A 20516-nucleotide genomic window follows, 5' to 3' on the forward strand; every position below is an offset into this window, starting at 1 on the left:
GACCTCACACCGCGTCGGGAAACCCGTGCTGGCGCCACGCCTCATAGACCGCGACGGCGGCCGAATTGGACAGGTTCATCGACCGCCGCCCCGGCAGCATCGGAATCCGCACCAGGTCGGTGATGTGCGGATCGGCGAGCACCTCGGCGGGCAGCCCGGTCGGCTCGGTGCCGAACAGCAACACATCGCCCGGCTGATACCGCACGTCGGTGAACCGCGTGCTCGCCTGCGTGGTGAACGCGAACACCCGCTCCGGCCGCAGCGCCGCCCACGCCGCCGCCAGATCCGGATGCACCGTCACCGAGGCGAGGTCGTGATAGTCCAACCCCGCTCGCCGCAACTTCGGCTCCGACAGATCGAAGCCGAGCGGCTCGACCAGATGCAGCTCGCACCCCGTCCCCGCCGCCAGCCGAATCGCATTCCCGGTATTGGGCGGGATGCACGGCTCATGGAACATCAGTCGGAACACAAGACACAGTCAACCAGGTGCCTCTGATCAGTCGGGGAGCAGCCTGAGCGGTTTCAGATGCCGGGTTCGAACGGCGCTGAAATGTCGCCGGTCGAGCGTCGCCACCTCGTACACGTCCAGCCGCTCGGTCACCGCGAGAACCGCAGCATCGACGGCTCCGAGCGGGAAATCGGCGTACCTTCGTACGAGCTCCGCCATCCGAGCAAGATCAACACGGGTGAGCTCGACCAGCTCGATTTCCCCATCCGCGATCGAGTCCAGGAACCTGGCTTCGGCTGTGGGACCAACGCGCGTCTCCAGGAAGTAGCAGACCTCCGCGAGAACAGGACTCGGCACGAGCAGCGGACCAGCATGCCGTTCGAGCAAATCCAGGCAACGCTGATGGTCAGCATCGTTCTCGTTGAGGACGGCAACGAGCGGACCTGTGTCGCATACGATCACGGAGCCTGTTTACCACGTTCCTCGCGGAGCAGATCCTCAGACCGCGCGGCGAGATCAGGTTCGGCCCGCATCAGTCCTGCGAATGAGAGCCGCCGCCGTCGTTCGCCGCCCGGTTCGGCAGCGGACTCGCGTTCGGAAGCGTCGGTGACAACAAGTTGCAGCGCCACGGCGCGCAATGCACGCGCTTGGTCCGGCGTCAGCCGGTCGACCAAGCGATGCAGGTCGTCGTAATGGTGCGCTGCGGTCATAGGATCGAGTTTACGGGCACATACGCGTGTTGTGGACGCACAGGAGCGCACATCTGGGTCACTCGGTGGGTCTGCAACAATCGACGGCGTGACCGATGCCGACACACCGACCGCCGAACGACGGCCCGGCGACAGTTGGGCGACGCAGTTCTTCCGCTGTCACCTGCCGATGGTGCTCGTGGCGCTGGTCATCGTGGTGGCGATCGTGTTCGTCGCCTCGGAACGCTGGCGCCGCGGTGCGCTGTTCTTCGGCGGCGCCACGTTGCTGGCCGCCGCGTTCCGGTTGTGCCTGCCCACGGCGCGGGTCGGGTTGCTCGCGGTGCGCAGCAAGCCGTTCGACGTCGGCGCGCTCACCCTGCTCGGCAGCTCGATCGTGTTCATCGCGGCCACCATCAACACCCTCGGCGTGAGCTAGGCGCCCGCATGGCCGGGCACCGTCAGAGCGGGCTCAGCGTGCGTTGCGGGCCAGGTTCATGGTCTGGATCAGCAGCTTCGACACCGCCGCGGCCTCGGTGAGGAACCCGTCGTGCCCGTCGCGGGAGTGCACGACTTCCAGGCCCTGACAGCCAGGGAGCGCGTCGGCCAGCTCCTGCTGGGTGTAGAGCGGGTACAGCCGGTCGGAGTCCACCCCGCCGACCACGCACGGCACCTGCGTACTCGCCAGCGCGGCCGCGATACCGCCACGCCCGCGGCCGACGTCGTGGCGGTTCATCGCCTCGCTCAGCAGCACGTAGGTGGCCGGATCGAAACGCTTGCAGAGCTTTTCGGCCTGGTACTCGAGGTAGCTCTGTACCGCGTATCGCCCGCCGCGCCACGGATCCTCATCGCCCTGCGGCCGGTTCTCGAAGCGGTGATCGAGTTCGGCTTCGGTGCGGTAGCTCAGGTGGGCGATGCGCCGCGCGATGCCCATGCCCGCGGTCGGCACGCGGCCGGTGTCGTGATAGTCGCCGCCCTGCCAGTCCGGATCGGCCTGGATGGCCGCGATCTGGGTGGTCTGGGTGCCGATCTGGTCGGCGGTGGCGCGGGCGCCCACCGCGAGCACCAGGGCCGCCGCGACCCGCTCGGGGGCGCCGACCATCCACTCCAGTACCCGCATGCCGCCCATCGAGCCGCCGACCACGGCGGCCAGCCGCTGAACGCCGAGCCGGTCCAGCAGGGCGGCCTCGGCGGTGACCTGGTCGCGGATGGAGATCTCCGGGAATCGCGAACCCCACGGCTTCCCATCCGGCGCCGGCGAGGACGGCCCGGTGCTGCCTTTACAGCCGCCGAGCACGTTCGTCGCGACGACACACCATTCGTCGGTGTCCAGCGGCGCGCCGGGCCCGACCATGCCCTCCCACCAGCCGGGCTCCGGGTGGACGTCGTTCGGACCGCCGACGACATGCGAGTCGCCGGTGAGGGCGTGCTCCACCAGCACCACGTTGTCCAGGGCGGCTGACAACTCGCCCCAGCGCTGCACGGCCAGATGCACATCGGGGATGGTGGCGCCGTTCTCCAGCGCGATATCCCCGACGGCGATGATGCCGAGCCGGCCATCTGGCGGCGGCAACTCGGCCGCCGCCAGACGGGGGCTGCTGTGGTCGGCGCTCACGGTCACGTCGCCGCCGCCGTCAGTCCCGCACGCAGGTCGGTGAGGATGTCGTTGATGCCTTCGATGCCGACGGCGAGGCGGATCAGGCCGGGGGTGACGCCTGCGGCGAGTTGTTGGTCGGGGGTGAGTTGGGAGTGGGTGGTGGAGGCGGGGTGGATGACCAGGGAGCGGACGTCGCCGATGTTGGCGACGTGGGAGTGCAGGGTGAGCGCGTCGACGAATTTCTTGCCCGCGTCGACCCCGCCGGCCAACTCGAACGACACGATCGCCCCGACCCCCTTGGGTGCGAGTCGCTGCCCGCGTTCGTACCAGGGTGAGGACGCCAGCCCGGCGTAGGCCACCGATTCCACCTCGGGTTGTTCGGTGAGGAATTGGGCGACCGCGACCGCGTTGGCGACGTGGCGTTCGATACGCAGGCTCAGGGTTTCGATGCCCTGGGCGATGAGGAAGGCGTTGAACGGCGAGACCGCCGACCCCAGATCCCGCAACAGCTGCACCCGCGCCTTCAACGCATACGCCGGCGCGCCGAGATCGGCGAACACCGCCCCGTGATAGCTGGGATCGGGGGTGGTGAACCCGGGGAACCTGGGCCGGCCCTGGTCGTCGGTGATGGTCCAGTCGAAGCTGCCGCCGTCGACGATCACCCCGGCCACCGCGGCGCCGTGGCCGCCGAGGTATTTGGTGGCCGAGTGCACCACGATGTCGGCGCCGTGGGCCAGCGGCTGGATCAGGTAGGGAGTGGCCACGGTGTTGTCCACGATCAACGGCACCCCCGCGCGGTGGGCGACCGCGGCGATACCGGGGATGTCGAAGACCACGCTGGAGGGGTTGGCGATGGTCTCCCCGAAGAACGCCTTGGTGTTCGGGCGCACCGCCGCTGCCCACTGCTCGAGGTCGTCGGGGTCCTCGACGAAGGACACCTCGATCCCGAGCTTGGGCAGGCTGTAGCGGAACAGGTTGTAGGTGCCGCCATACAAGTGCGCACTCGACACGATGTGATCCCCGGCCCCCGCCACGTTCAAGATCGCATACGTTTCCGCGGCCTGACCCGAGGCCACCAGCAGTGCCGCGACCCCACCCTCGAGCGCGGCGATACGCTGCTCGACCGCGTCCTGGGTCGGGTTCATGATCCGGGTATAGATATTGCCCGGCTCCGCCAACCCGAACAACGCCGCCGCATGATCGGTATCCCGAAACGCATACGACGTCGTCTGATAAATCGGCAGCGCACGAGCGCCGGTGCTGGCATCGGGGGCCTGACCCGCGTGGATCTGCTTGGTCTCGAAGGACCAGGAAGCGGTGGGATCGGGCGTGATGGCGTCGGTCATGGAAGGCTCCAGAAGGTGTTCGCCGGGACTACTGGGTTATCTGTGCGTGAGCGACAAACAACAACAACACATCTCGGTGACCTCCTACATGCGCGCTTGCTCCCGGCTCTCGGAAGCCCGGTCCTCACCCGGAGCACCCCACCGCCGCAGGAGGGTTGCCGTCCAGCTAGCCGGGGCTTTGCACTGGCTCTCATGACCTGACCGACATCGTAACCGGCGCCATGTCACAGACCGAACCCCGGCTTCCCATGTCCGGGATCGGAGGCGAGTGACCTGCGGTGGAATCGACGCCGGACCGTAATCCGCCTCACACCCTGCCCTACCCGCGCGGTGAGATAGCCACCAGCAGTACGCTTGTCTTGTTTGCACCAGACGTCTCGCGGACAACACGAGGCGTATACGTTGTCTGTTGAACAGCTGGGGTCCGCTCACAAGCGTGTTCGCCTGGCCGTGCAATGAGGGCACCATCCTAGGAGGACACGAAGATCCATGTCCAAGATCAAGGTTGAAGGCACCGTCGTAGAACTCGACGGCGACGAGATGACCCGGATCATCTGGCAGTTCATCAAGGACAAGCTGATCCACCCGTATCTCGATGTGAACCTCGAGTACTACGACCTCGGCATCGAGTACCGCGACAAGACCGACGACCAGGTCACGGTCGACGCGGCGAACGCCATCAAGAAGCACGGCGTCGGCGTGAAGTGTGCCACCATCACCCCCGACGAGGCCCGGGTCGAAGAGTTCGGTCTCAAGAAGATGTGGCGCTCGCCCAACGGCACCATCCGCAATATTCTCGGCGGCACGATCTTCCGCGCGCCGATCATCATCTCCAACGTTCCGCGCCTGGTGCCCGGCTGGACCAAGCCGATCATCATCGGCCGTCACGCCTTCGGCGACCAGTACCGCGCCACCGACTTCAAGGTGTTCCAGGGCGGCACCGTCACCCTGACCTTCACCCCCGACGACGGCAGTGAGCCGATCGTGCACGAGGTCGTGAAGATGCCCGAGGACGGCGGCGTCGTCATGGGCATGTACAACTTCAAGAAGTCGATCGAGGACTTCGCGCGGGCGTCGTTCAACTACGGCCTGCAGCAGAACTACCCGGTCTACATGTCGACGAAGAACACCATCCTGAAGGCCTACGACGGCATGTTCAAGGACACCTTCCAGGAGATCTTCGACGCCGAGTTCAAGAGTCAGTTCGACGCCGCGGGCCTGACCTACGAGCACCGGCTGATCGACGACATGGTGGCCTCCTCGATGAAGTGGGAGGGCGGCTACGTCTGGGCCTGCAAGAACTACGACGGCGACGTGCAGTCCGACACGGTGGCGCAGGGCTTCGGTTCGCTCGGCCTGATGACCTCGGTGCTGCTGACCCCGGACGGCCAGACCTGCGAGGCCGAGGCCGCGCACGGCACCGTCACCCGGCACTACCGCCAGCACCAGCAGGGCAAGCCGACCTCGACCAACCCGATCGCGTCGATCTTCGCCTGGACCCGTGGTCTCGAGCACCGCGGCAAGCTGGACAACACCCCCGAGGTGATCGGTTTCGCGCAGACTCTCGAGGACGTCGTCATCAAGACGGTCGAGGGCGGTCAGATGACCAAGGATCTCGCACTGCTCGTCGGCGGTGACCAGGGCTACCTGACCACCGAGGAGTTCCTGGCCGCGCTGGACGCCAACCTGGCGCGCGCCATCCGCTGAGCCGGTCCGCCGAGCAGACCCGCTCGGTCACGACCGCGGCCGGCCGTGATGCGCCCCACCGAGGCGCCGCGGCCGGCGGACGAGGTCCGGCTGGATAACGGGCACCCCGCACATCATGCGGGGTGCCCGAAGTGTTTTCCGGGGTCAGCGCACACCGGCCGGACGACCGGAGGTAAACAATCCGGTGACGGCGGCAGTGAAGCTGTCGGCGCCGCGACCGAGCTCGGTCTGGGTGTCGAACAGCCGTTGCAGCGGGTCGAGCAGCTCGGTCGACACGCCCTGGTCGCGCGCGGCCGTGCGGATGTTGTCGAGCCCGGCGCGATTGGCGGCGAGGTCGGAGAAGTTCACCGGGAACTCCCGCGAGTCGATCTCGGCGGCCAGCGCCGGCAGCAGGTCGAGCACCGACCGCAGCCACGGGATCAGGTAGCCCTCGGTGAAGGCCGTGGCACCGACGCCCTCGCTGTCCACCATGGCCACCGCCTGGAAGAAGCCGCCGAACATCCCGTACATCCCTGCCAGCACGGCCATATCGTGCAGTCCGGCCAGACCCGCGTCGGCGCCGAGATAGTTCACGGTGCCGAGTTCGGCGAGGGTGTCCGCGTGCCGTTGCCGAGCCTCGGGGGAGCCGCTGTAGAGGAACAGCGTGTCGGGGGTGCCGAGGGTCTGCGGGACACCGAGGATCGCACCGTCCAGGAACCGTCCGCCGCGTTCGGTGACCAGCCGCGCCAGTTCGCGGGCCTGATCCGGGCGCCCGGTCGCGACATTGAGGACGTCGCGCCCGGCGACCAGCTCGCCTACCTCGCCGACCAGCGCTGTCGCCGTGCCGGTATCGACGCCCGCGACCACGATCAGCTCACCCGCGCCGATTGCCTCCGTCACGGATTCCGCGCGCCGCGCCCCGAGCCCGTCGAGCTGGCCTGCCTTACCCGGTGTGCGGTTCCACACCGTGGTCGGATGTCCGTTGCGCAGGAACAACTCGGCGAGGGCGGCGCCGATGCGGCCCAGTCCGAGCACGGTCACCGAAGCGCTGTTGTCGGTCATGATGTGACTCCTGTTGCTGGTGATGTCAATGGTGTGGGCCCGGCAATGAGTTTTCAGCAACCAGCGCCATAGGTGTGAGTGGCAGGACTGACGGCAATCGAACGATTACTGCCATAGGCTGATCTCATGACCGCACATGTCGTGGCCTTGGCCGTCTCGCCCGGTGAGCTGCATCCATGGGATCTGTACGAGCTGGGTGTGGTCGCGTCGATCTTCGGCACGCCACAGCCCGATCTCGCCGATCCCTGGTACGAACTGCGGATATGCACGGTGCAGTCGGAGCCGCGGACCCAGCCGCTCGGCTTCGGCACCTATCTGCGTGCCGAACACGGACGGGCGGATCTGCTCGCCGCCGACACCGTCATCGTGCCGTCGGTGGCACACGATTACCTGCGCGACGGCGGCGAGGTTCCGGACGAGCTGGTCGAAGCCATCGCCGATGCTCACGCCGGGGGCGCGCGCATCGTCGCCCTGTGTGACGGCATCTTCGCGCTGGCCGAGGCGGGCATCCTCACCGGACGCCGGGTCACCGCGCATTGGGAGCACGCCGCGGCGCTTGCCGAGCGGTATCCGGGGATCCAGGTCGACGATTCGGTGCTCTACGTCGATGACGGCGATGTGCTCACGAGTGCGGGCATGACGGCGGCGGTCGACCTGTGCCTGCATCTGGTGCGACGCGACTTCGGCGCACTGATCGCCAACCGGTTGGCGCGCCGGATGGTGATCCCGCCGCATCGCTCGGGTGGGCAGGCGCAGTTCGTGGAGCTTGCCGTGCCGACCTCGGACTCCGACGACCTGGGGCCGGTGCTGCAATGGGCCGCGGCGAATCTCGACCTGCCGCTGACGGTCGACACGCTCGCCGCCCGCGCGAATATGAGCCCGCGGACCTTCCATCGGCGACTGCATCGGTCGAAGGGGGTCACCCCGATGCGCTGGCTGCTCAACCAGCGTCTCGCACACGCGCAATCGCTATTGGAAGCAACGGATTTCGGGATGGAGCGGATCGGCCGGATGACCGGACTCGGCACGGCGACGAACCTGCGCCGCCATTTCGTCGCCGTGCTCGGGGTGACGCCCGCCGAATATCGCCGCACCTTCCGGCGGCGCGAACCGCACGTCGTGGCCGCCTCCTGAACATACCGAGCTGCATGTAAAGGTAGAATCACCCGAATGGCCAGAACCGCACTCAGCAAGCCCGCGCGCCGTACCCAGGAGCAGCGCAGTAGCGAGATGCGGGTCCGGCTGCTCGATGCCACCATCGACTGCCTGGTCGAATACGGCTACGCGGGCACCACAACCCCGCGCGTCGCCGAACGCGCCGGCGTCACCCGTGGCGCTCAGGTGCATCACTTCGGCTCCAAGAACGACCTGGTGGTCGCGGCCATCAGCCATCTGGCCCAACGCAGGGCCGAAACCGCCATGCGCGATATGGGCCGGGTGGAGAACGTCGACGATCCGGTGGACGCCGCTCTGGAATTCCTCTGGGAGCTGCATCAGGGGCCGCTGTTCATCGCCACCGTTGAACTGTGGGTGGCCGGTCGCACCGATCCGGTGCTGGCCGCGGCGATGGAGAAGGTCGAGCCGTTCGTCAACAACGCGGTGCTGCTGGCGGTGGCGCGTTTCGTCCCGGATGAGGTGCGGCGCAAGGACGCCCGCGATTTCGTCTACACCGCGATGGACGCCCTGCGCGGCATTCTTATCTCGAACTTCATCGACCCCGATCCGGACCGGGCGCGTCGGCGGTGGGGTCGCGCCTGTGCGCATCTGCGCACCATCGCGGCGACGGCGCTGACACCGGCGGTGTCCTCGGAGTAGCGCGTCGCCGACTGCGCGTCCATTCGACCTGGTCCAGGCGGGTGGCCGAATCGCCGCGGCGCTCGCGTGCGCCGCCGGTCCGTGAAAACCGGCTGGTCACCGCCTGTCACGCATTCCTCGTTCGGCTGCGAGCCGTATTCGGCTATCGGCAACCCGCGCGGCCTCTCGAACAATCCCTCCGCACCGGCATGTCTACTGCTCGGTGAGCGCTGGTGGTCATCGCGCGACAGCGCGACGGGAATGGTCATACCCTGCCGCTTACCAGTGGTGACATGCCCTCCTCGGGTCGATAGGGGCAGAGCCCTTGCTTGTTTACATACACGCTTGTATGTTTGTTTGTGGCTGAACCGCGCGGCTGGCGCGGTGACCTGCGAGCGGCTCCGGTACGTCGGGGCGGCACAAGCTGAGGAGTTCGATGGCGAACAAGGTCTATGTCGTCGGTGTCGGGATGACGAAGTTCGAAAAGCCCGGCCGGCGCAAGAACGAAGACGGCAGCGACTGGGATTACCCGGACATGGCGCGCGAGTCGGGGACCAAGGCCCTCGCCGACGCCGGAATCGACTACCGCGAAGTGGAGCAGGCCTACGTCGGCTACGTCTACGGTGAGTCGACCTCGGGTCAGCGCGCCGTCTACGAGCTGGGCATGACCGGTATTCCGGTGGTCAATGTCAACAACAACTGCTCTACCGGATCTACCGCGCTCTACCTTGCGGCGCAGGCGATTCGAGGCGGGTTGGCGGACTGCACGCTGGCGCTCGGCTTCGAGCGGATGAAGCCGGGTTCGCTGGAGTCCACCTGGGACGATCGCGAACAGCCCATGGGTAAGCACATTCTCGCATTGGCCGAGATCTCCGAGGTGCTGTTCCCGGTGGCGCCGTGGATGTTCGGTGCGGCCGGCCGTGAGCACATGAAGCAGTACGGCACCACGCCGGAGCATTTCGCGAAGATCGGCTACAAGAACCACAAGCATTCGGTGAACAACCCGTACTCGCAGTTCCAGGACGAGTACACGATGGACGACATCCTCGGTGCGCGGATGATCTACGACCCGCTCACCAAGCTGCAGTGCTCGCCCACCTCCGACGGTTCCGGTGCGGTGATCCTGGCCAGCGAGGCCTTCGTGGACTCGCACGATCTGGCCGGGCAGGCGGTGGAGATCGTGGGTCAGGCGATGACCACCGACTACGCCTCCACCTTCGACGGCACCGCCAAGAACATCATCGGCTACGACATGAACGTGCAGGCCGCCCGCAAGGTCTACGACCAGGCCGGACTCGGCCCGGACGACTTCCAGGTGATCGAGCTGCACGACTGCTTCTCCGCCAATGAGCTGCTGCTCTACGAAGCGCTGGGTCTGTGCGGTGAGGGCGAGGCCGCCAAGCTGCTCGACGCCGACCAGACCACCTATGGCGGCAAATGGGTCGTCAACCCGTCCGGCGGCCTGATCTCGAAGGGTCACCCGCTGGGCGCGACCGGACTGGCGCAGTGCTCGGAACTCACCTGGCAGCTGCGCGGCACCGCCGACAAACGCCAGGTCGACGGCGTCACCGCCGCCTTGCAGCACAACATCGGTCTCGGCGGCGCCGCCGTCGTCACCGCCTACCAGCGCGCCGTGCGCTGACCGAACCAACCGAATTTCGCTGGCACACGGCGAAAACCCGTACTCGACGAGGAGCACGACCATGGGTCATATCGACGCAACCAAGAACCTGAACGCCGCCCCGGACGCCGTCTGGGCCGTCGTCTCCGACACCTCCACCTGGGACAAGTGGTTCACCATCCACGAGCGCTGGATGGAGGAGCCGCCCGCGACCCTGACCGCCGGATCCAAGCTGGTCGCCAAGATCTTCATGCTCGGCATGGCGAACAAGATCGAATGGGTCGTCGAGAGCGTCGACGCCCCGAACAAGCTGGTGCTCAGCGGCACCGGTATGGCCGGGGTCAAGGTGAAGTTCTCCTTCGAGATCCAGCCCGAGGGCGCCGGTAGCAAGTTCTCCGTCGACGGTGATTTCGAGGGCGCGCTGATCAAGGGTGCGCTGGGCAAGGCCGTGGAGAAGGACGGCGCCAAGCAGCTGGACAAGACCCTCGAGCAGCTCGACGCGCTGGCGTCGGCCTGATCGCGGGCGGGCAGATGAGCACCGAAACAGCGGGCACGAGCGTCGAATTCGACGACTCCGGGCTGAACGTCTGGTGCGACGAGGAGCGTTTCGAGGTCACCGCGGAGCGGATCGCGGAATACGCGGCCGCCACCAACGACCCGATTCCGGCGCATCTGGCCGGCGACGTGGCGTCACCGGTGTTCGGCATCGTCCCGGTCTTCGAGGCGATGATGATGCCGGTGATCGACGTGGTGCCGATGGACATCTTCGGCCGGGTGGTGCACGGGGAGCAGGACTTCCACTTCCATCGCCCCATCCGCCCCGGCGACAAGCTGGTCTCGCGGGCCAAGGCCATCGGCTACGAGGGCCGCGAGAACGGGACGACGATCACCATCCTGATCGAATGCCGCACCGAGGACGGCGAACTGGTCAACGAGCAGTACCTGACCGCGTTCTTCCGCAATATCGACGTCGGCACCAAGGTCGGCGAGTCGGCTCCGGCTCACAAGTTCGATCCGACGCTGGCCGAACAGCCACCGCTGGCGACGGTCGCCCACCACGTGGACGACGACCAGACCTACCGGTACGCGCCCGCGTCCGGTGATCCGGTCCCACTGCACCTCGACGAGCAGGTCGCCAAGGATGCCGGCCTGCCCGGCATCATCGCGCACGGGCTGTGCACCATGGCGATGTCGTCGTGGGGTGTGCTCACCGCCGTCGCCGGATCCGATGTGCACCGGCTGAAGCGGTTCGCGGTGCGTTTTTCCAAGATGGTGTTCCCCGGTGACGATCTGGAGACCCAGATCTGGCGGGTCGGCGCCGAGGACGGCGCCACCACCTATGCCTTCCGCACCGCGCGCGGCTCGGACCTGGTGCTCACCGACGGGCTCGCTATTGTCGCGGACTGATCCGGTCCAGGCCCGAGGGCGGCAGCGCAGCGGCACCACGCGGGGCATCTGATCAGGCCACCTGCAACACCGACCGAATTCAGCGCCGTGGCGGCCGATTCCGCTGCCGCCACGGCGTTTTTCCCACAGCTGTGAAGGAGTTTCGAACCATGGGTGCACTCGAAGGACGGGTCGCCGTCATCACCGGCGCGGGCCGGGGGATCGGGCGTGAACACGCGCTGCTGTTCGCCGCCGAAGGCGCCGCGGTGGTCGTCAACGATCTCGGCGGCAGCAATGCCGGTGAGGGTTCCGATGCCGGGCCCGCGCAGCAGGTCGTCGACGAGATCGTCGCCGCGGGCGGGCGCGCGGTGGCCAACACCGAGAACATCGCCACCTGGGACGGTGCGAAGAAGCTGGTCGAGCAGGCGATCGCCGAATTCGGCAAGCTCGACATCGTCGTCAACAACGCGGGCATCCTGCGCGACGGTTTCATTGCCGGGCTCGAGGAATCCCAGTGGGACGCGGTGATCGCGGTCCACCTGAAGGGGCACGCCGCGGTGCTGCACCATGCGGCGGCGTACTGGAAAGTGCAGAGCAAGGCGGGCAATCAGCCCAATGCCGCGGTGATCAACACCGCCTCGGCCTCCGGCGTCACCATCCCCAACCCCGGCCAGGCCAACTACGGCGCCGCCAAGGCCGGCATCGCCGCGCTCACCCTGGTGGCCGCCGACGAGCTGGAACGCTACGGCGTGCGCGTCAACGCCATCGCGCCGATGGCCCGCACCCGGCTCACCCTCGCCACCCCTGGCATGGGCGCGATCTTCGCCGCCGAGGTCGAAGAAGGCGAGTTCGACGCGTTCAGCCCGGCCAACATCTCCCCGCTGGTTGCCTACCTGGCCTCGGAGAAGTGCCCGCTCACCGGCAAGGTTTTCGCAGTTCAGGGCGGCGCCATCTCCGAGCTGGCAGGCTGGCATGACGTGAAGACCATCGAGGCCGACGGGCCGTGGCTGATCGACGACATCGCCGCCCGCCTGCCCTGAGCGCACCATCGAGTACAGGAGAACGACGATGTTCGAATGGTCCGAGACCGACGAGATGATCCGCGAGGCGGTGCGGACCTTCATCGACAAGGAGGTCCGCCCGAACCTCGACGCCCTCGACAGCGGTGAGATGTCGCCGTACCCGATTCTGCGGAAGTTGTTCGCCGACTTCGGGATCGAGGCGATGGGCGCCGAGGCGGTGGCCAAGATGCTGGCCAAGCAGCGTAAGCGCGAGGAAGCCCTCGCAGCGGGCGAGCCGCTGCCGGAGAAGAAGAAATCGGCGGAGGGTTCGAGTCCGTTCGCCGGTCAGGAATCGCTGATGGCGGTGCTGATCGGGGAGCTGTCCGGGGTCTGTATGGGCTTGGTGACGGCGCTGGGCGTCAGCATCGGGCTCGGTGCCACCACGATCATGTCGCGCGGCACGCTGGCCCAGAAGGAGCGCTGGCTGTCCGACATCGTCACCTTGAAGAAGGTGGCGTCCTGGGCGATCACCGAGCCGGATTCCGGCTCCGACGCCTTCGGCGGCATGAAGACCTACGTCAAGCGCGACGGCGAGGACTACATCCTCAACGGGCAGAAGACCTTCATCACCAACGGTCCGTTCGCCGACGTGATGATCGTCTACGCGAAGCTCGACGAGGGTGATTCCAGTGTCGACAAGCGTGACCGCAAGGTGCTGACCTTCGTGCTCGACAAGGGCATGGAGGGCCTGACCCAGGGCAAACCGTTCAAGAAGATGGGCCTGCACTCCTCGCCCACCGGCGAGCTGTTCTTCGACAACGTGCGCGTGGGCCGGGACCGGCTGCTCGGCGAGACCGAGGAACACAAGGGCGGCGACGGGCGTGACAGCGCGCGGTCGAGCTTCACCGCCGAACGCGTCGGGGTGGCGTTCATGGCGCTCGGCATCATCAACGAATGCCACCGGCTCTGCATCGACTATGCCAAGAACCGCAAGCTGTGGGGCCAGGAGATCGGCCGCTTCCAGCTGGTGCAGCTCAAGCTGGCCAAGATGGAGGTCGCGCGGATCAATGTGCAGAACATGGTGTTCAACGTCCTCGAACGTGGGCGGGCGGGCAAGCCGCCCACGCTTGCCGAGGCGTCGGCGATGAAGCTCTACGCTTCCGAAGCGGCCACCGAGGTGGCGATGGAAGCGGTGCAGCTGTTCGGCGGCAACGGGTATATGACCGAATACCGGGTCGAGCAGCTGGCGCGCGATGCCAAGTCGCTGATGATCTATGCGGGCAGCAATGAGATTCAGGTGACGCACGTGGCCAAGGGGCTGCTGGCGTAGCGCCGCCTGCGGCATCGTTCGCGGCAACGCCGCCCACCACACCTGGTGGGCGGCGTTGTGCTGTCGGAGGACCTACCCGCTGAGGACGCGGGCGCCGGCTCAGCTCAGCGCGCCGTCGTAGTCGGGCAGCTTGAACGTCAGCTCCGCATGCCCGCCGGCGAGGTCGGACGGACTGTTGCCGATATTGGCGACGATCGTGTAGCCATCGGATTCGATATCGATCCGCGCGCCGGTCTTGTACTGTTCGAGCCCGGCCGAGCCGGCCGAGAGCGTGGTGAGCGGGCTGCCGTAGAGGCCGTCGACCGGGTAGCCGACGGCGGACAGATTGTGCTGGGTGTAGCCGTTCACCAACTCGGGCCTTCCGGTCACGAAGATGATCGCCGCGCCCTGCCCCTTCGCCCAGCTCGCCAGCCGCAGGATCGGGTCGATCGCCGGGATGATGATGCCCGGGTTGTACTGGGTTTCCAGCGAGGTGTTGTCGATATCGAGCACGATGGCGGGGCGGGTGGCGCCGGGCAGCCGCTGCTCGAGCGCGTCGCGGGCCTGATCGGCCACGGTCTCCACCTCGGCGATCCACTCCGCGTATGAGGGCAGGGCAGTGCCCGAACCGGCGGTGGGATCGGAATCGCCCGAGTCCGAAGGAGCTTCGGAGTTGCCCGAGCGCGATCGGGAATGGGGGGTGCGCGAGGGCTTGTCGTCATCGGAGCGCGACGATGAACCGGTGTCGTCGTCCGAGCGGGAGGACGAGCCGGTGTCGTCGTCGGACGACGATCCGGAATCGCGGGAACCCGACGACGAACCGGACTTGCCCGACCCGGACGAGGAACCGGATTTACCTGAGCCGGACGATGATCCGGATTTCGCCGACCCCGAGGCCGAGCCGGATGAGGCGGATCCGGATTTCGCCGACCCGGACGCGGACCCGGATTTCGCGGACCCCGACGACGAACCGGTACCGCCGGGCAGAATGGACGAACCGGTATCGGCCAGTGCAGGCAGCGGAGCGATGAGCGAGACGGCGACGCCGAGAGCAACGCCTGCGATGGAGCGCTTCATGTCCGGACGGTAACGCCCGACACTATGAAGCGCTGGCGTTTCACAATCCCGAGACGAGCCCGTGATCTGCCGACGGTCGGACCATGGCCTACTCTGATGTGCCGGAGTCGAATTCAGGGGGGCGTCATGCGGGTGCAATCACCGCGGAAGTTCTTGGCCACAGCCGTTATCACCGCAGCGACACTCGCCGTGGCGGGGTGTGAAGGGCGACGAGGGTATCCCCGCCGCCCCACCGACAAGCTCGTCGACGGCGGCCACGACCACGGTCACCGAACCCGCCCGCCCCGATCTCGCCGGGCTGCCCACCTGCGACGCCATCGCTGATCGGCTCGCACGTCCGGAGCTGACGGCGGCACCCAGACCGACCACGACCCGGCCGGGTACAACAACCGCGGCGTCTACCGGGTCTGCGCCTGGAAGTCAGGGGCCGTGGAGGTCGAGGCCGGTGTCCTGCGATATCCGACGGAGGCGCTGGTCGACGCGGGTTACACCAACCTGATGATGGTGTGTCCCGGCGAGGCCGCCCCGCAGATCGGGATTGCCCAGCGGTCGGCCTTCTGCCAATCCACCCGCAAGCCGGAATGCGGTGTCTTCCTGGATCAGGGCACGACATTCATCGACGTCTCCTGGGGCCGCGATGAGGCCGCCGAGCCGGCCGTGTGCGAGGCCGATGTGATCGCCCTCGCCACCGCGACCTCCGAGCTCGTCGGCTGAGGTCGTCCGCCCGGCATACATTCTTGGCTCGCTCTCAGCGCAGCTCAGCGGGCTATCAGGGTGGATGGTTAAGCTCGGGCGAATGACGGCACTACCTGGCGCTCTGATCACCGTCGGCGACGATCTGGAGGCCGTGACCACGCGCGGTTACGAGGACGATCCATCGGCCGCGAAGCTCGCCCGCGCGGACGTCGAGGCGGTGTGGAGTTCGGTGCAGGACTGGTACCGGATGGGCACCACCCCCGCGATCCAGGTGTGCGTGCGACACAACGGAGCGATCGTGCTCAACCGGACCATCGGCCACGGCTGGGGCAACGGGCCCGAGGACGGTCCGGATGCCCAGAAGATCCTCGCCACCCCGGACACTCCGTTCTGCGGGTTCTCCACCGCCAAGGGTGTATCGGCGACGCTGATGTTCATGCTCATCGAGCAGGGCGCGTTCGGCGTGAACGACCGTGTGTGCGAATACATTCCGGAGTTCGCCGCCAACGGCAAGGAATCCATCACCATCGGCGACGTGCTCTCCCATTCGGCGGGGGTGCCGTTCATGACACCGCCGTACCGGGCCCTCGACGTGGTGGTCGACGAGGACCTGGCCGTGCAGGCTCTCACCGATCTGGCACCGAGCTGGCGGCCCGGACGCTTCCGCGTCTATCACGCGTTGACCAGCGGATTGATCCAGCGTCTGCTGGTGCGCCGGGCGACCGGGAAGCCGATGCGCGAGCACCTGGCCGAGCAGGTCCTCGAACCGCTCGGTTTCCGGTGGACCAACTTCGGGGTGCGACCCGAGGACGTCGACAAGGTCGTGCCGAGCGTGAAGACCGGCCCCGGACCGTCCCGAGTCGCGAAGTTCCTGGCCCGCAAAGCACTCGGGGGCGGCATGGGCGGCACCGTGTCCAAGGAGGCCAACGCGGCATTCCTCACCGCCGAACTGCCCTCGGGCAACCTGGTGACCACCGCCTACGAGCTGTCACGGTTCTACGAAATCCTCGCCCGCGGCGGCGAACTCGACGGGGTCCGGATCATCGAACCCACCACCCTGCGCGACGCCGTCCGTCCGGCCCATCGCATCCCGGGTGCCGCCGGACGCGTCTCGCGCGCCGGATTCGAATTGGGCGCGCGCCGTTCCAAATTCGGCCGCGACACCGAAACCCATTTCGGCCGCAGCGGCTTGACCACTCAATACGGCTGGGCCGACTCGGCTCGGGCCCTCTCCGGCGCCATCCTCACCAGTGGTAAGGCCACCACCGACACCACCCGCCCCTGGCAGTTGGTCGCCCAGATCTCCGACCTCACGCGGTAGTCGGCAGGCCGAGTGCATCCGCGCGAGGCCCGCAATGCTCCGGCCCGTCGCCCCTCGTCGGCTCAGACAGCCCGCAGATGGCTGCGGCTGGCGTAGATGTGTTCGGCGATGAGGGTGGCGATGCGGTCGGGAGCTTCGAGCATGGGCACGTGGCCGACGCCGTTGACGATGATGCGGTCGGCGGAGGCGGGGAGTTGGCGCAGGTAGCGGCGGGCGTAGACGCGGTTGGGGATGATGCGGTCGGTTTCGGCGAGCAGCAGCCGCACCGGGGTCGTCATCGTCGACACGTCGTCCATGGCCGAGGCGCGCAGGCTGCCGAGGATCATCGGCACCATTGCCGGGCAATGCAGGGCCGCGGTGATCATGGCGGCGAGGTCGGCGCGCGGCACGGCGGTGATGTTCTTGCTCAGCAGCAAAGCCACGGCCAGCTGGATGAGCCGATTGTGCGCCGGGAAATCGCCGAGCCGCTTACCGAGCTGCACCAGCGGAATCAGCGAGGCGAACTTCAGGCCGACCCGAATCTGGGTGAAGGAGGGGGAATCCCAGCCGCCGGCCGGTGCGATCGCGGTGAGCGTACGGGCCCGGCCGCGGCGCGCCAGCTCGAAACCCACCCACGCACCCAGCGAATTGCCGGCGATATTGCAGGTGCGCCAACCGAGTTCGTCCAGTTGCGCCTCGATCTGATCGGCGAAATCGCGGAATCCCAGCCTGCCGCCGGTGTATTCGGGACCGCCCCAATGGCCGAGGAACGCGGGCGCGAATACCTCGCAATTCGAGGACAATCGGGCCGCGACCTGCTCCCAGCAATGCGGGGACAGCATGAAACCGTGCAGCAGCAGCACCGGGTCGCCGGACCCGACATGCAGCGCCTTGACGGGCACGAGTGGGGAAGTGGACGTGGAGGTGCCTGACGTCATCGTCATCACCCCTTCCTGGCGCAATGGTCCTTGGGGAGGTCGATGTTGTGCATTGTACGGTCGTCGGGTGCCCCACATCATCTCGACAGTGAACGTCAACGGCGTGCGCGCCGCCGCGGGCAAAGGGCTGCTCGCCTGGCTCGCGGTCACCGAGGCCGACATCGTCTGTCTGCAGGAGACCCGCGCGACCGACGCGCAGGTCGCGGCCGCGCTCGCACCCGCGCTCGACCAGGGCTGGCAGCTCTCGCACGCCGAGCCCGGAGCCAAGGGCAGGGCCGGGGTGGGCGTGCTGTCGCGGCGCACGCCGCGCGCGGTGCGCACCGCGATCACCCCGGACAGCGAATTCGCCGCGACCGGCCGGTTCATCGAGGTCGACTTCGACGAGGTCACCGTGGCCAGCGTGTACGTCCACACCGGCGAAGCGGGCACCGAGCGGCAGGAGGAGAAGTATCGGTTCCTGGCCGAGATCGCGACCCATCTGCGCAGCAAGGCAGGCGATTACGTGATCGCGGGGGACTGGAATATCGCCCACACCGAACGTGACATCAAGAACTGGAAGGGCAACCTGAAGAACGCGGGCTTCCTGCCCGAGGAGCGCGCCTGGATCGATGCCCAACTCGCGGCAGGATACGTCGACGTGGTGCGCGCCCTGCACCCGGAAGGCGACGGCCCCTACAGCTGGTGGTCCTATCGTGGCCGCGCCTTCGACAACGACGCCGGCTGGCGCATCGACTACCAGCTCGCCACCGCCGATCTGGCCGAACGCGCCAAACAGGCGATCGTCGAGCGCGCGGACGCCTACGACCAGCGCTGGTCCGATCACGCGCCGGTCACCGTCCAGTACCGCTGACCGCGGCCGTCCGCCGAACCTTCGCCGACGGCCCGGCCGGGCGCCGGCGAGCCTCTCGAATGAACAAGGCCGTACCGACGAAAGCAGGAGTTGTGAAAGCGAAGGTCCTCCGGATCCTGTCCGTGCTGGGAGCGGTGGTGGTCGCCGTCGTCGTCGCGCTGTTGACCACCCAGGGCGGCGACGACAAGAGCGCGGGTAGCTCGGTCACCTCGACCAAGGCCACCACGACCAGCGCGGCCGCTCCGGACGGCATGCCACGTGGCACCGGATCCACCGCGCCGGTGGTGTCCAAAGCGCCCGGCGTCCCCGACCGCGCCTACGCGACGCTGCGCGAGATCGACGCCGGACGCTGGCCCGGCTCGGCCAACTCACCGGGCACCAAGGGCGGTGACCGGTTCTTCAACCGCGGTGGCGACCTGCCCGCCAAGGACGCAGGCGGTAAGGCGATCACGTATCAGGAATGGGACGTCAACCCCAAGCAACCCGGCCGTTCCCGCGACGCCGAACGCATCGTCACCGGAAGCGACGGCTCGGCCTGGTATACCGGTGATCACTACGAAACGTTCACGAGGATGCGCTGATGACCATCGCGTTATCGCAGTTCCTGGCTCCGCAGCTGTCGCCGGCGCCGGCCGTGCGCGAGCCCGCGCCGGTGTTCGGCGCCCTCGATGTGGGGGCGCCGGAGTTCAGCGGCGTCCGTCAGCAGGCGCCGTCCGGGTACCGGGTGCGCGAGCTGCGCGGCACGAAGATGCGCACGGTGGCCGGGGTTCTCGACGAGTTCGCCGCAGCGCTGCAATTCCCGTACTACTTCGGCGGGAACAAGGACGCGTTCGACGATTGCCTGCGCGATCTCGACGACTGTCTCGGCTCGGCCGAGGGGTACGTGGTGGTGATCCGCGATGCCGATCAGGTGCTGGCCGACGCACCGCAGGAGCGCGCGTGGCTCGCCGCCGCGCTGAGCGAGACGGCCGACTACTGGTGGCGGCGCGAGATCGTTTTCCGGGTGGTCGTGCAGGGTGAACCGGAGGGCCTGCCGACGATCGGGCTGCATCTGTGACGAGCCCGCCGGTCAGCCGAGTCGATGCGCCAGGTCCTCGCCGAGCAGCACGAACACGTCGGTGGTGTGCTCGATCAGCTCGTCGCGACTGATCGGCAGATCACCGCGCAGCCAGCCGGTGAGGGTCTGGATCAGGCCGCCGACCAGGTAGGTGGCCCGGAAATCGATCACCGGATCCGGCTGCGGATCGGTGATGCCGTAGAACTCGACGCCCTCGGTGGCGACCAGCCGCGCGAATACCCGCACCGTCTCGGTGGTGCGGGCCCGCAGCTCCGGCGTCGCCATACCCGCCACCAACGCCACCTCGGCTTTACGCGGATCGTCGGTGAGTAGATGGATGCCCGCGGTGATCGCCGCATGCGCCTTCGACCGGGTGTCGGCGGGCGCGGCATGCAGGGCCGCGACGATCACCGTCGCCAGTTCCTCGGCGATGCCATCGATCAGCGCGGTGAGCACCGCGTCGCGGCTGTCGAAACTTTCGTAGTAGTACCGCTCGTTGAGGCCGGCGCGATTGCACAGCCCGGAGACCGTGAGCTTGGCCAGGCCCTGGGTGCCGATGATCTCGAGCGCGGCCTCCAGCAGCGCCGCACGTCGCTGCGCGCGGCGCTCGTCCGCGGAGATTCCGCCGTAGGTCCGCTGCGCAGTCACGGATTCGATCATAG

General features: G+C 67.5%; 24 protein-coding genes and 1 riboswitch. Of the genes, 15 read left to right on the forward strand and 9 right to left on the reverse strand.

The annotated features are described in order from the left end of the window. Window positions 1-4: 4 nt before the first annotated feature. The 3 genes from RJ05_RS04730 to RJ05_RS04740 are packed head-to-tail and all read right to left on the reverse strand — an operon-like array spanning window position 5 to window position 1158. Window positions 5-469, reverse strand: a complete 465-nt coding sequence (locus RJ05_RS04730; RefSeq protein ID WP_036533503.1) for a tRNA (cytidine(34)-2'-O)-methyltransferase — start codon at window positions 467-469, stop codon at window positions 5-7. A gap of 27 nt (window positions 470-496) precedes the next feature. Continuing rightward, entirely contained in the window at window positions 497-910 is a 414-nt protein-coding gene (locus RJ05_RS04735) for a type II toxin-antitoxin system VapC family toxin (protein ID WP_036533505.1), read from the reverse strand. Continuing rightward, the gene (locus RJ05_RS04740) at window positions 907-1158 is read right to left on the reverse strand and encodes a hypothetical protein (protein WP_036533507.1); all 252 of its coding nucleotides are present in this window, start codon (window positions 1156-1158) and stop codon (window positions 907-909) included. The genes RJ05_RS04735 and RJ05_RS04740 overlap by 4 nt, the downstream gene beginning before the upstream one ends. Window positions 1159-1327: 169 nt before the next feature. Here RJ05_RS04740 and RJ05_RS04745 point away from each other — a divergent pair, with 169 nt between their 5' ends. Continuing rightward, window positions 1328-1573, forward strand: a complete 246-nt coding sequence (locus tag RJ05_RS04745; RefSeq protein ID WP_228783591.1) for a DUF3017 domain-containing protein — start codon at window positions 1328-1330, stop codon at window positions 1571-1573. Between the two features lie 33 nt (window positions 1574-1606). On the opposite strand, the gene metX is transcribed toward RJ05_RS04745, so the two are convergent. Continuing rightward, on the reverse strand, window positions 1607-2755 hold the full coding sequence (metX, locus tag RJ05_RS04750; RefSeq protein WP_234012345.1) for a homoserine O-acetyltransferase MetX: 1149 nt from the start codon (window positions 2753-2755) through the stop codon (window positions 1607-1609). Next, window positions 2752-4077: a bifunctional o-acetylhomoserine/o-acetylserine sulfhydrylase gene (locus RJ05_RS04755; RefSeq protein WP_036533509.1), complete on the reverse strand. Its 1326-nt coding sequence runs from the start codon at window positions 4075-4077 to the stop codon at window positions 2752-2754. The genes metX and RJ05_RS04755 overlap by 4 nt, the downstream gene beginning before the upstream one ends. 87 nt (window positions 4078-4164) lie before the next feature. Then, a riboswitch (SAM riboswitch) is annotated at window positions 4165-4275 on the reverse strand. 291 nt (window positions 4276-4566) lie between these two features. Between RJ05_RS04755 and RJ05_RS04760 the strand changes: the two genes are divergently transcribed. Continuing rightward, window positions 4567-5784 (forward strand): NADP-dependent isocitrate dehydrogenase, encoded by a 1218-nt coding sequence (locus RJ05_RS04760; RefSeq protein WP_036533511.1) that lies wholly within the window; start codon window positions 4567-4569, stop codon window positions 5782-5784. 144 nt (window positions 5785-5928) lie between these two features. Here the strand turns inward: RJ05_RS04760 and RJ05_RS04765 are convergent, their stop codons facing one another. Then, a complete protein-coding gene (locus tag RJ05_RS04765) occupies window positions 5929-6825 on the reverse strand; it encodes an NAD(P)-dependent oxidoreductase (RefSeq protein WP_036533513.1) in 897 nt (298 codons plus the stop codon). 126 nt (window positions 6826-6951) lie between these two features. Between RJ05_RS04765 and RJ05_RS04770 the strand changes: the two genes are divergently transcribed. The 7 genes from RJ05_RS04770 to RJ05_RS04800 all read left to right on the forward strand — a co-directional run bounded on the left by RJ05_RS04770 (window position 6952) and on the right by RJ05_RS04800 (window position 13957). Beyond that, entirely contained in the window at window positions 6952-7959 is a 1008-nt protein-coding gene (locus tag RJ05_RS04770) for a helix-turn-helix domain-containing protein (RefSeq protein WP_036533514.1), read from the forward strand. Window positions 7960-7995: 36 nt separating this feature from the next. After that, window positions 7996-8640 carry a TetR/AcrR family transcriptional regulator gene (locus RJ05_RS04775; protein WP_036533516.1) on the forward strand — a complete coding sequence of 215 codons (645 nt, stop codon included), beginning with the start codon at window positions 7996-7998 and terminating at the stop codon, window positions 8638-8640. A gap of 415 nt (window positions 8641-9055) precedes the next feature. Further along, window positions 9056-10261, forward strand: coding sequence for a lipid-transfer protein (locus RJ05_RS04780; protein ID WP_036533517.1), 1206 nt, complete (start codon window positions 9056-9058; stop codon window positions 10259-10261). A gap of 61 nt (window positions 10262-10322) precedes the next feature. Then, window positions 10323-10757: a type II toxin-antitoxin system Rv0910 family toxin gene (locus tag RJ05_RS04785; RefSeq protein WP_036533519.1), complete on the forward strand. Its 435-nt coding sequence runs from the start codon at window positions 10323-10325 to the stop codon at window positions 10755-10757. A 14-nt stretch (window positions 10758-10771) separates the two neighbouring features. Next, the gene (locus tag RJ05_RS04790; RefSeq protein WP_036533521.1) at window positions 10772-11647 is read left to right on the forward strand and encodes a MaoC/PaaZ C-terminal domain-containing protein; all 876 of its coding nucleotides are present in this window, start codon (window positions 10772-10774) and stop codon (window positions 11645-11647) included. Window positions 11648-11796: 149 nt separating this feature from the next. Beyond that, on the forward strand, window positions 11797-12666 hold the full coding sequence (locus RJ05_RS04795) for an SDR family oxidoreductase (RefSeq protein ID WP_036533523.1): 870 nt from the start codon (window positions 11797-11799) through the stop codon (window positions 12664-12666). A gap of 28 nt (window positions 12667-12694) precedes the next feature. Further along, on the forward strand, window positions 12695-13957 hold the full coding sequence (locus tag RJ05_RS04800; RefSeq protein WP_036533525.1) for an acyl-CoA dehydrogenase family protein: 1263 nt from the start codon (window positions 12695-12697) through the stop codon (window positions 13955-13957). Between the two features lie 99 nt (window positions 13958-14056). Here RJ05_RS04800 and RJ05_RS04805 read toward each other — a convergent pair whose 3' ends face one another. Beyond that, a complete protein-coding gene (locus RJ05_RS04805; protein WP_036533675.1) occupies window positions 14057-14512 on the reverse strand; it encodes an HAD family acid phosphatase in 456 nt (151 codons plus the stop codon). A 97-nt stretch (window positions 14513-14609) separates the two neighbouring features. On the opposite strand from RJ05_RS04805, the gene RJ05_RS04810 reads away from it, so the two are divergent. The 3 genes from RJ05_RS04810 (at window position 14610) to RJ05_RS04820 (ending at window position 17030) form a co-directional block, all read left to right on the forward strand. After that, complete coding sequence (locus RJ05_RS04810) at window positions 14610-15026, forward strand: hypothetical protein (RefSeq protein ID WP_138445690.1); 417 nt, start codon at window positions 14610-14612, stop codon at window positions 15024-15026. A 416-nt stretch (window positions 15027-15442) separates the two neighbouring features. Further along, window positions 15443-15727, forward strand: coding sequence for a hypothetical protein (locus RJ05_RS04815; RefSeq protein WP_036533529.1), 285 nt, complete (start codon window positions 15443-15445; stop codon window positions 15725-15727). Between the two features lie 82 nt (window positions 15728-15809). Continuing rightward, complete coding sequence (locus RJ05_RS04820; RefSeq protein ID WP_036533531.1) at window positions 15810-17030, forward strand: serine hydrolase; 1221 nt, start codon at window positions 15810-15812, stop codon at window positions 17028-17030. Between the two features lie 62 nt (window positions 17031-17092). On the opposite strand, the gene ephH is transcribed toward RJ05_RS04820, so the two are convergent. Then, the gene (gene ephH, locus RJ05_RS04825; RefSeq protein WP_249040548.1) at window positions 17093-17953 is read right to left on the reverse strand and encodes an epoxide hydrolase EphH; all 861 of its coding nucleotides are present in this window, start codon (window positions 17951-17953) and stop codon (window positions 17093-17095) included. 61 nt (window positions 17954-18014) lie between these two features. Here ephH and RJ05_RS04830 point away from each other — a divergent pair, with 61 nt between their 5' ends. The 3 genes from RJ05_RS04830 to RJ05_RS04840 all read left to right on the forward strand — a co-directional run bounded on the left by RJ05_RS04830 (window position 18015) and on the right by RJ05_RS04840 (window position 19854). Continuing rightward, a complete protein-coding gene (locus tag RJ05_RS04830) occupies window positions 18015-18797 on the forward strand; it encodes an exodeoxyribonuclease III (RefSeq protein WP_036533533.1) in 783 nt (260 codons plus the stop codon). A gap of 92 nt (window positions 18798-18889) precedes the next feature. Further along, window positions 18890-19378 carry a guanyl-specific ribonuclease gene (locus RJ05_RS04835; RefSeq protein ID WP_036533535.1) on the forward strand — a complete coding sequence of 163 codons (489 nt, stop codon included), beginning with the start codon at window positions 18890-18892 and terminating at the stop codon, window positions 19376-19378. Continuing rightward, window positions 19378-19854 (forward strand): barstar family protein, encoded by a 477-nt coding sequence (locus tag RJ05_RS04840; RefSeq protein WP_036533536.1) that lies wholly within the window; start codon window positions 19378-19380, stop codon window positions 19852-19854. The genes RJ05_RS04835 and RJ05_RS04840 overlap by 1 nt, the downstream gene beginning before the upstream one ends. A gap of 12 nt (window positions 19855-19866) precedes the next feature. Here the strand turns inward: RJ05_RS04840 and RJ05_RS04845 are convergent, their stop codons facing one another. After that, the gene (locus RJ05_RS04845) at window positions 19867-20502 is read right to left on the reverse strand and encodes a TetR/AcrR family transcriptional regulator (protein WP_232052322.1); all 636 of its coding nucleotides are present in this window, start codon (window positions 20500-20502) and stop codon (window positions 19867-19869) included. Window positions 20503-20516 lie beyond the last annotated feature (14 nt).

It is taken from the genome of Nocardia cyriacigeorgica NBRC 100375 (genome assembly GCF_000308555.1).
Lineage (GTDB): Bacteria > Actinomycetota > Actinomycetes > Mycobacteriales > Mycobacteriaceae > Nocardia > Nocardia cyriacigeorgica.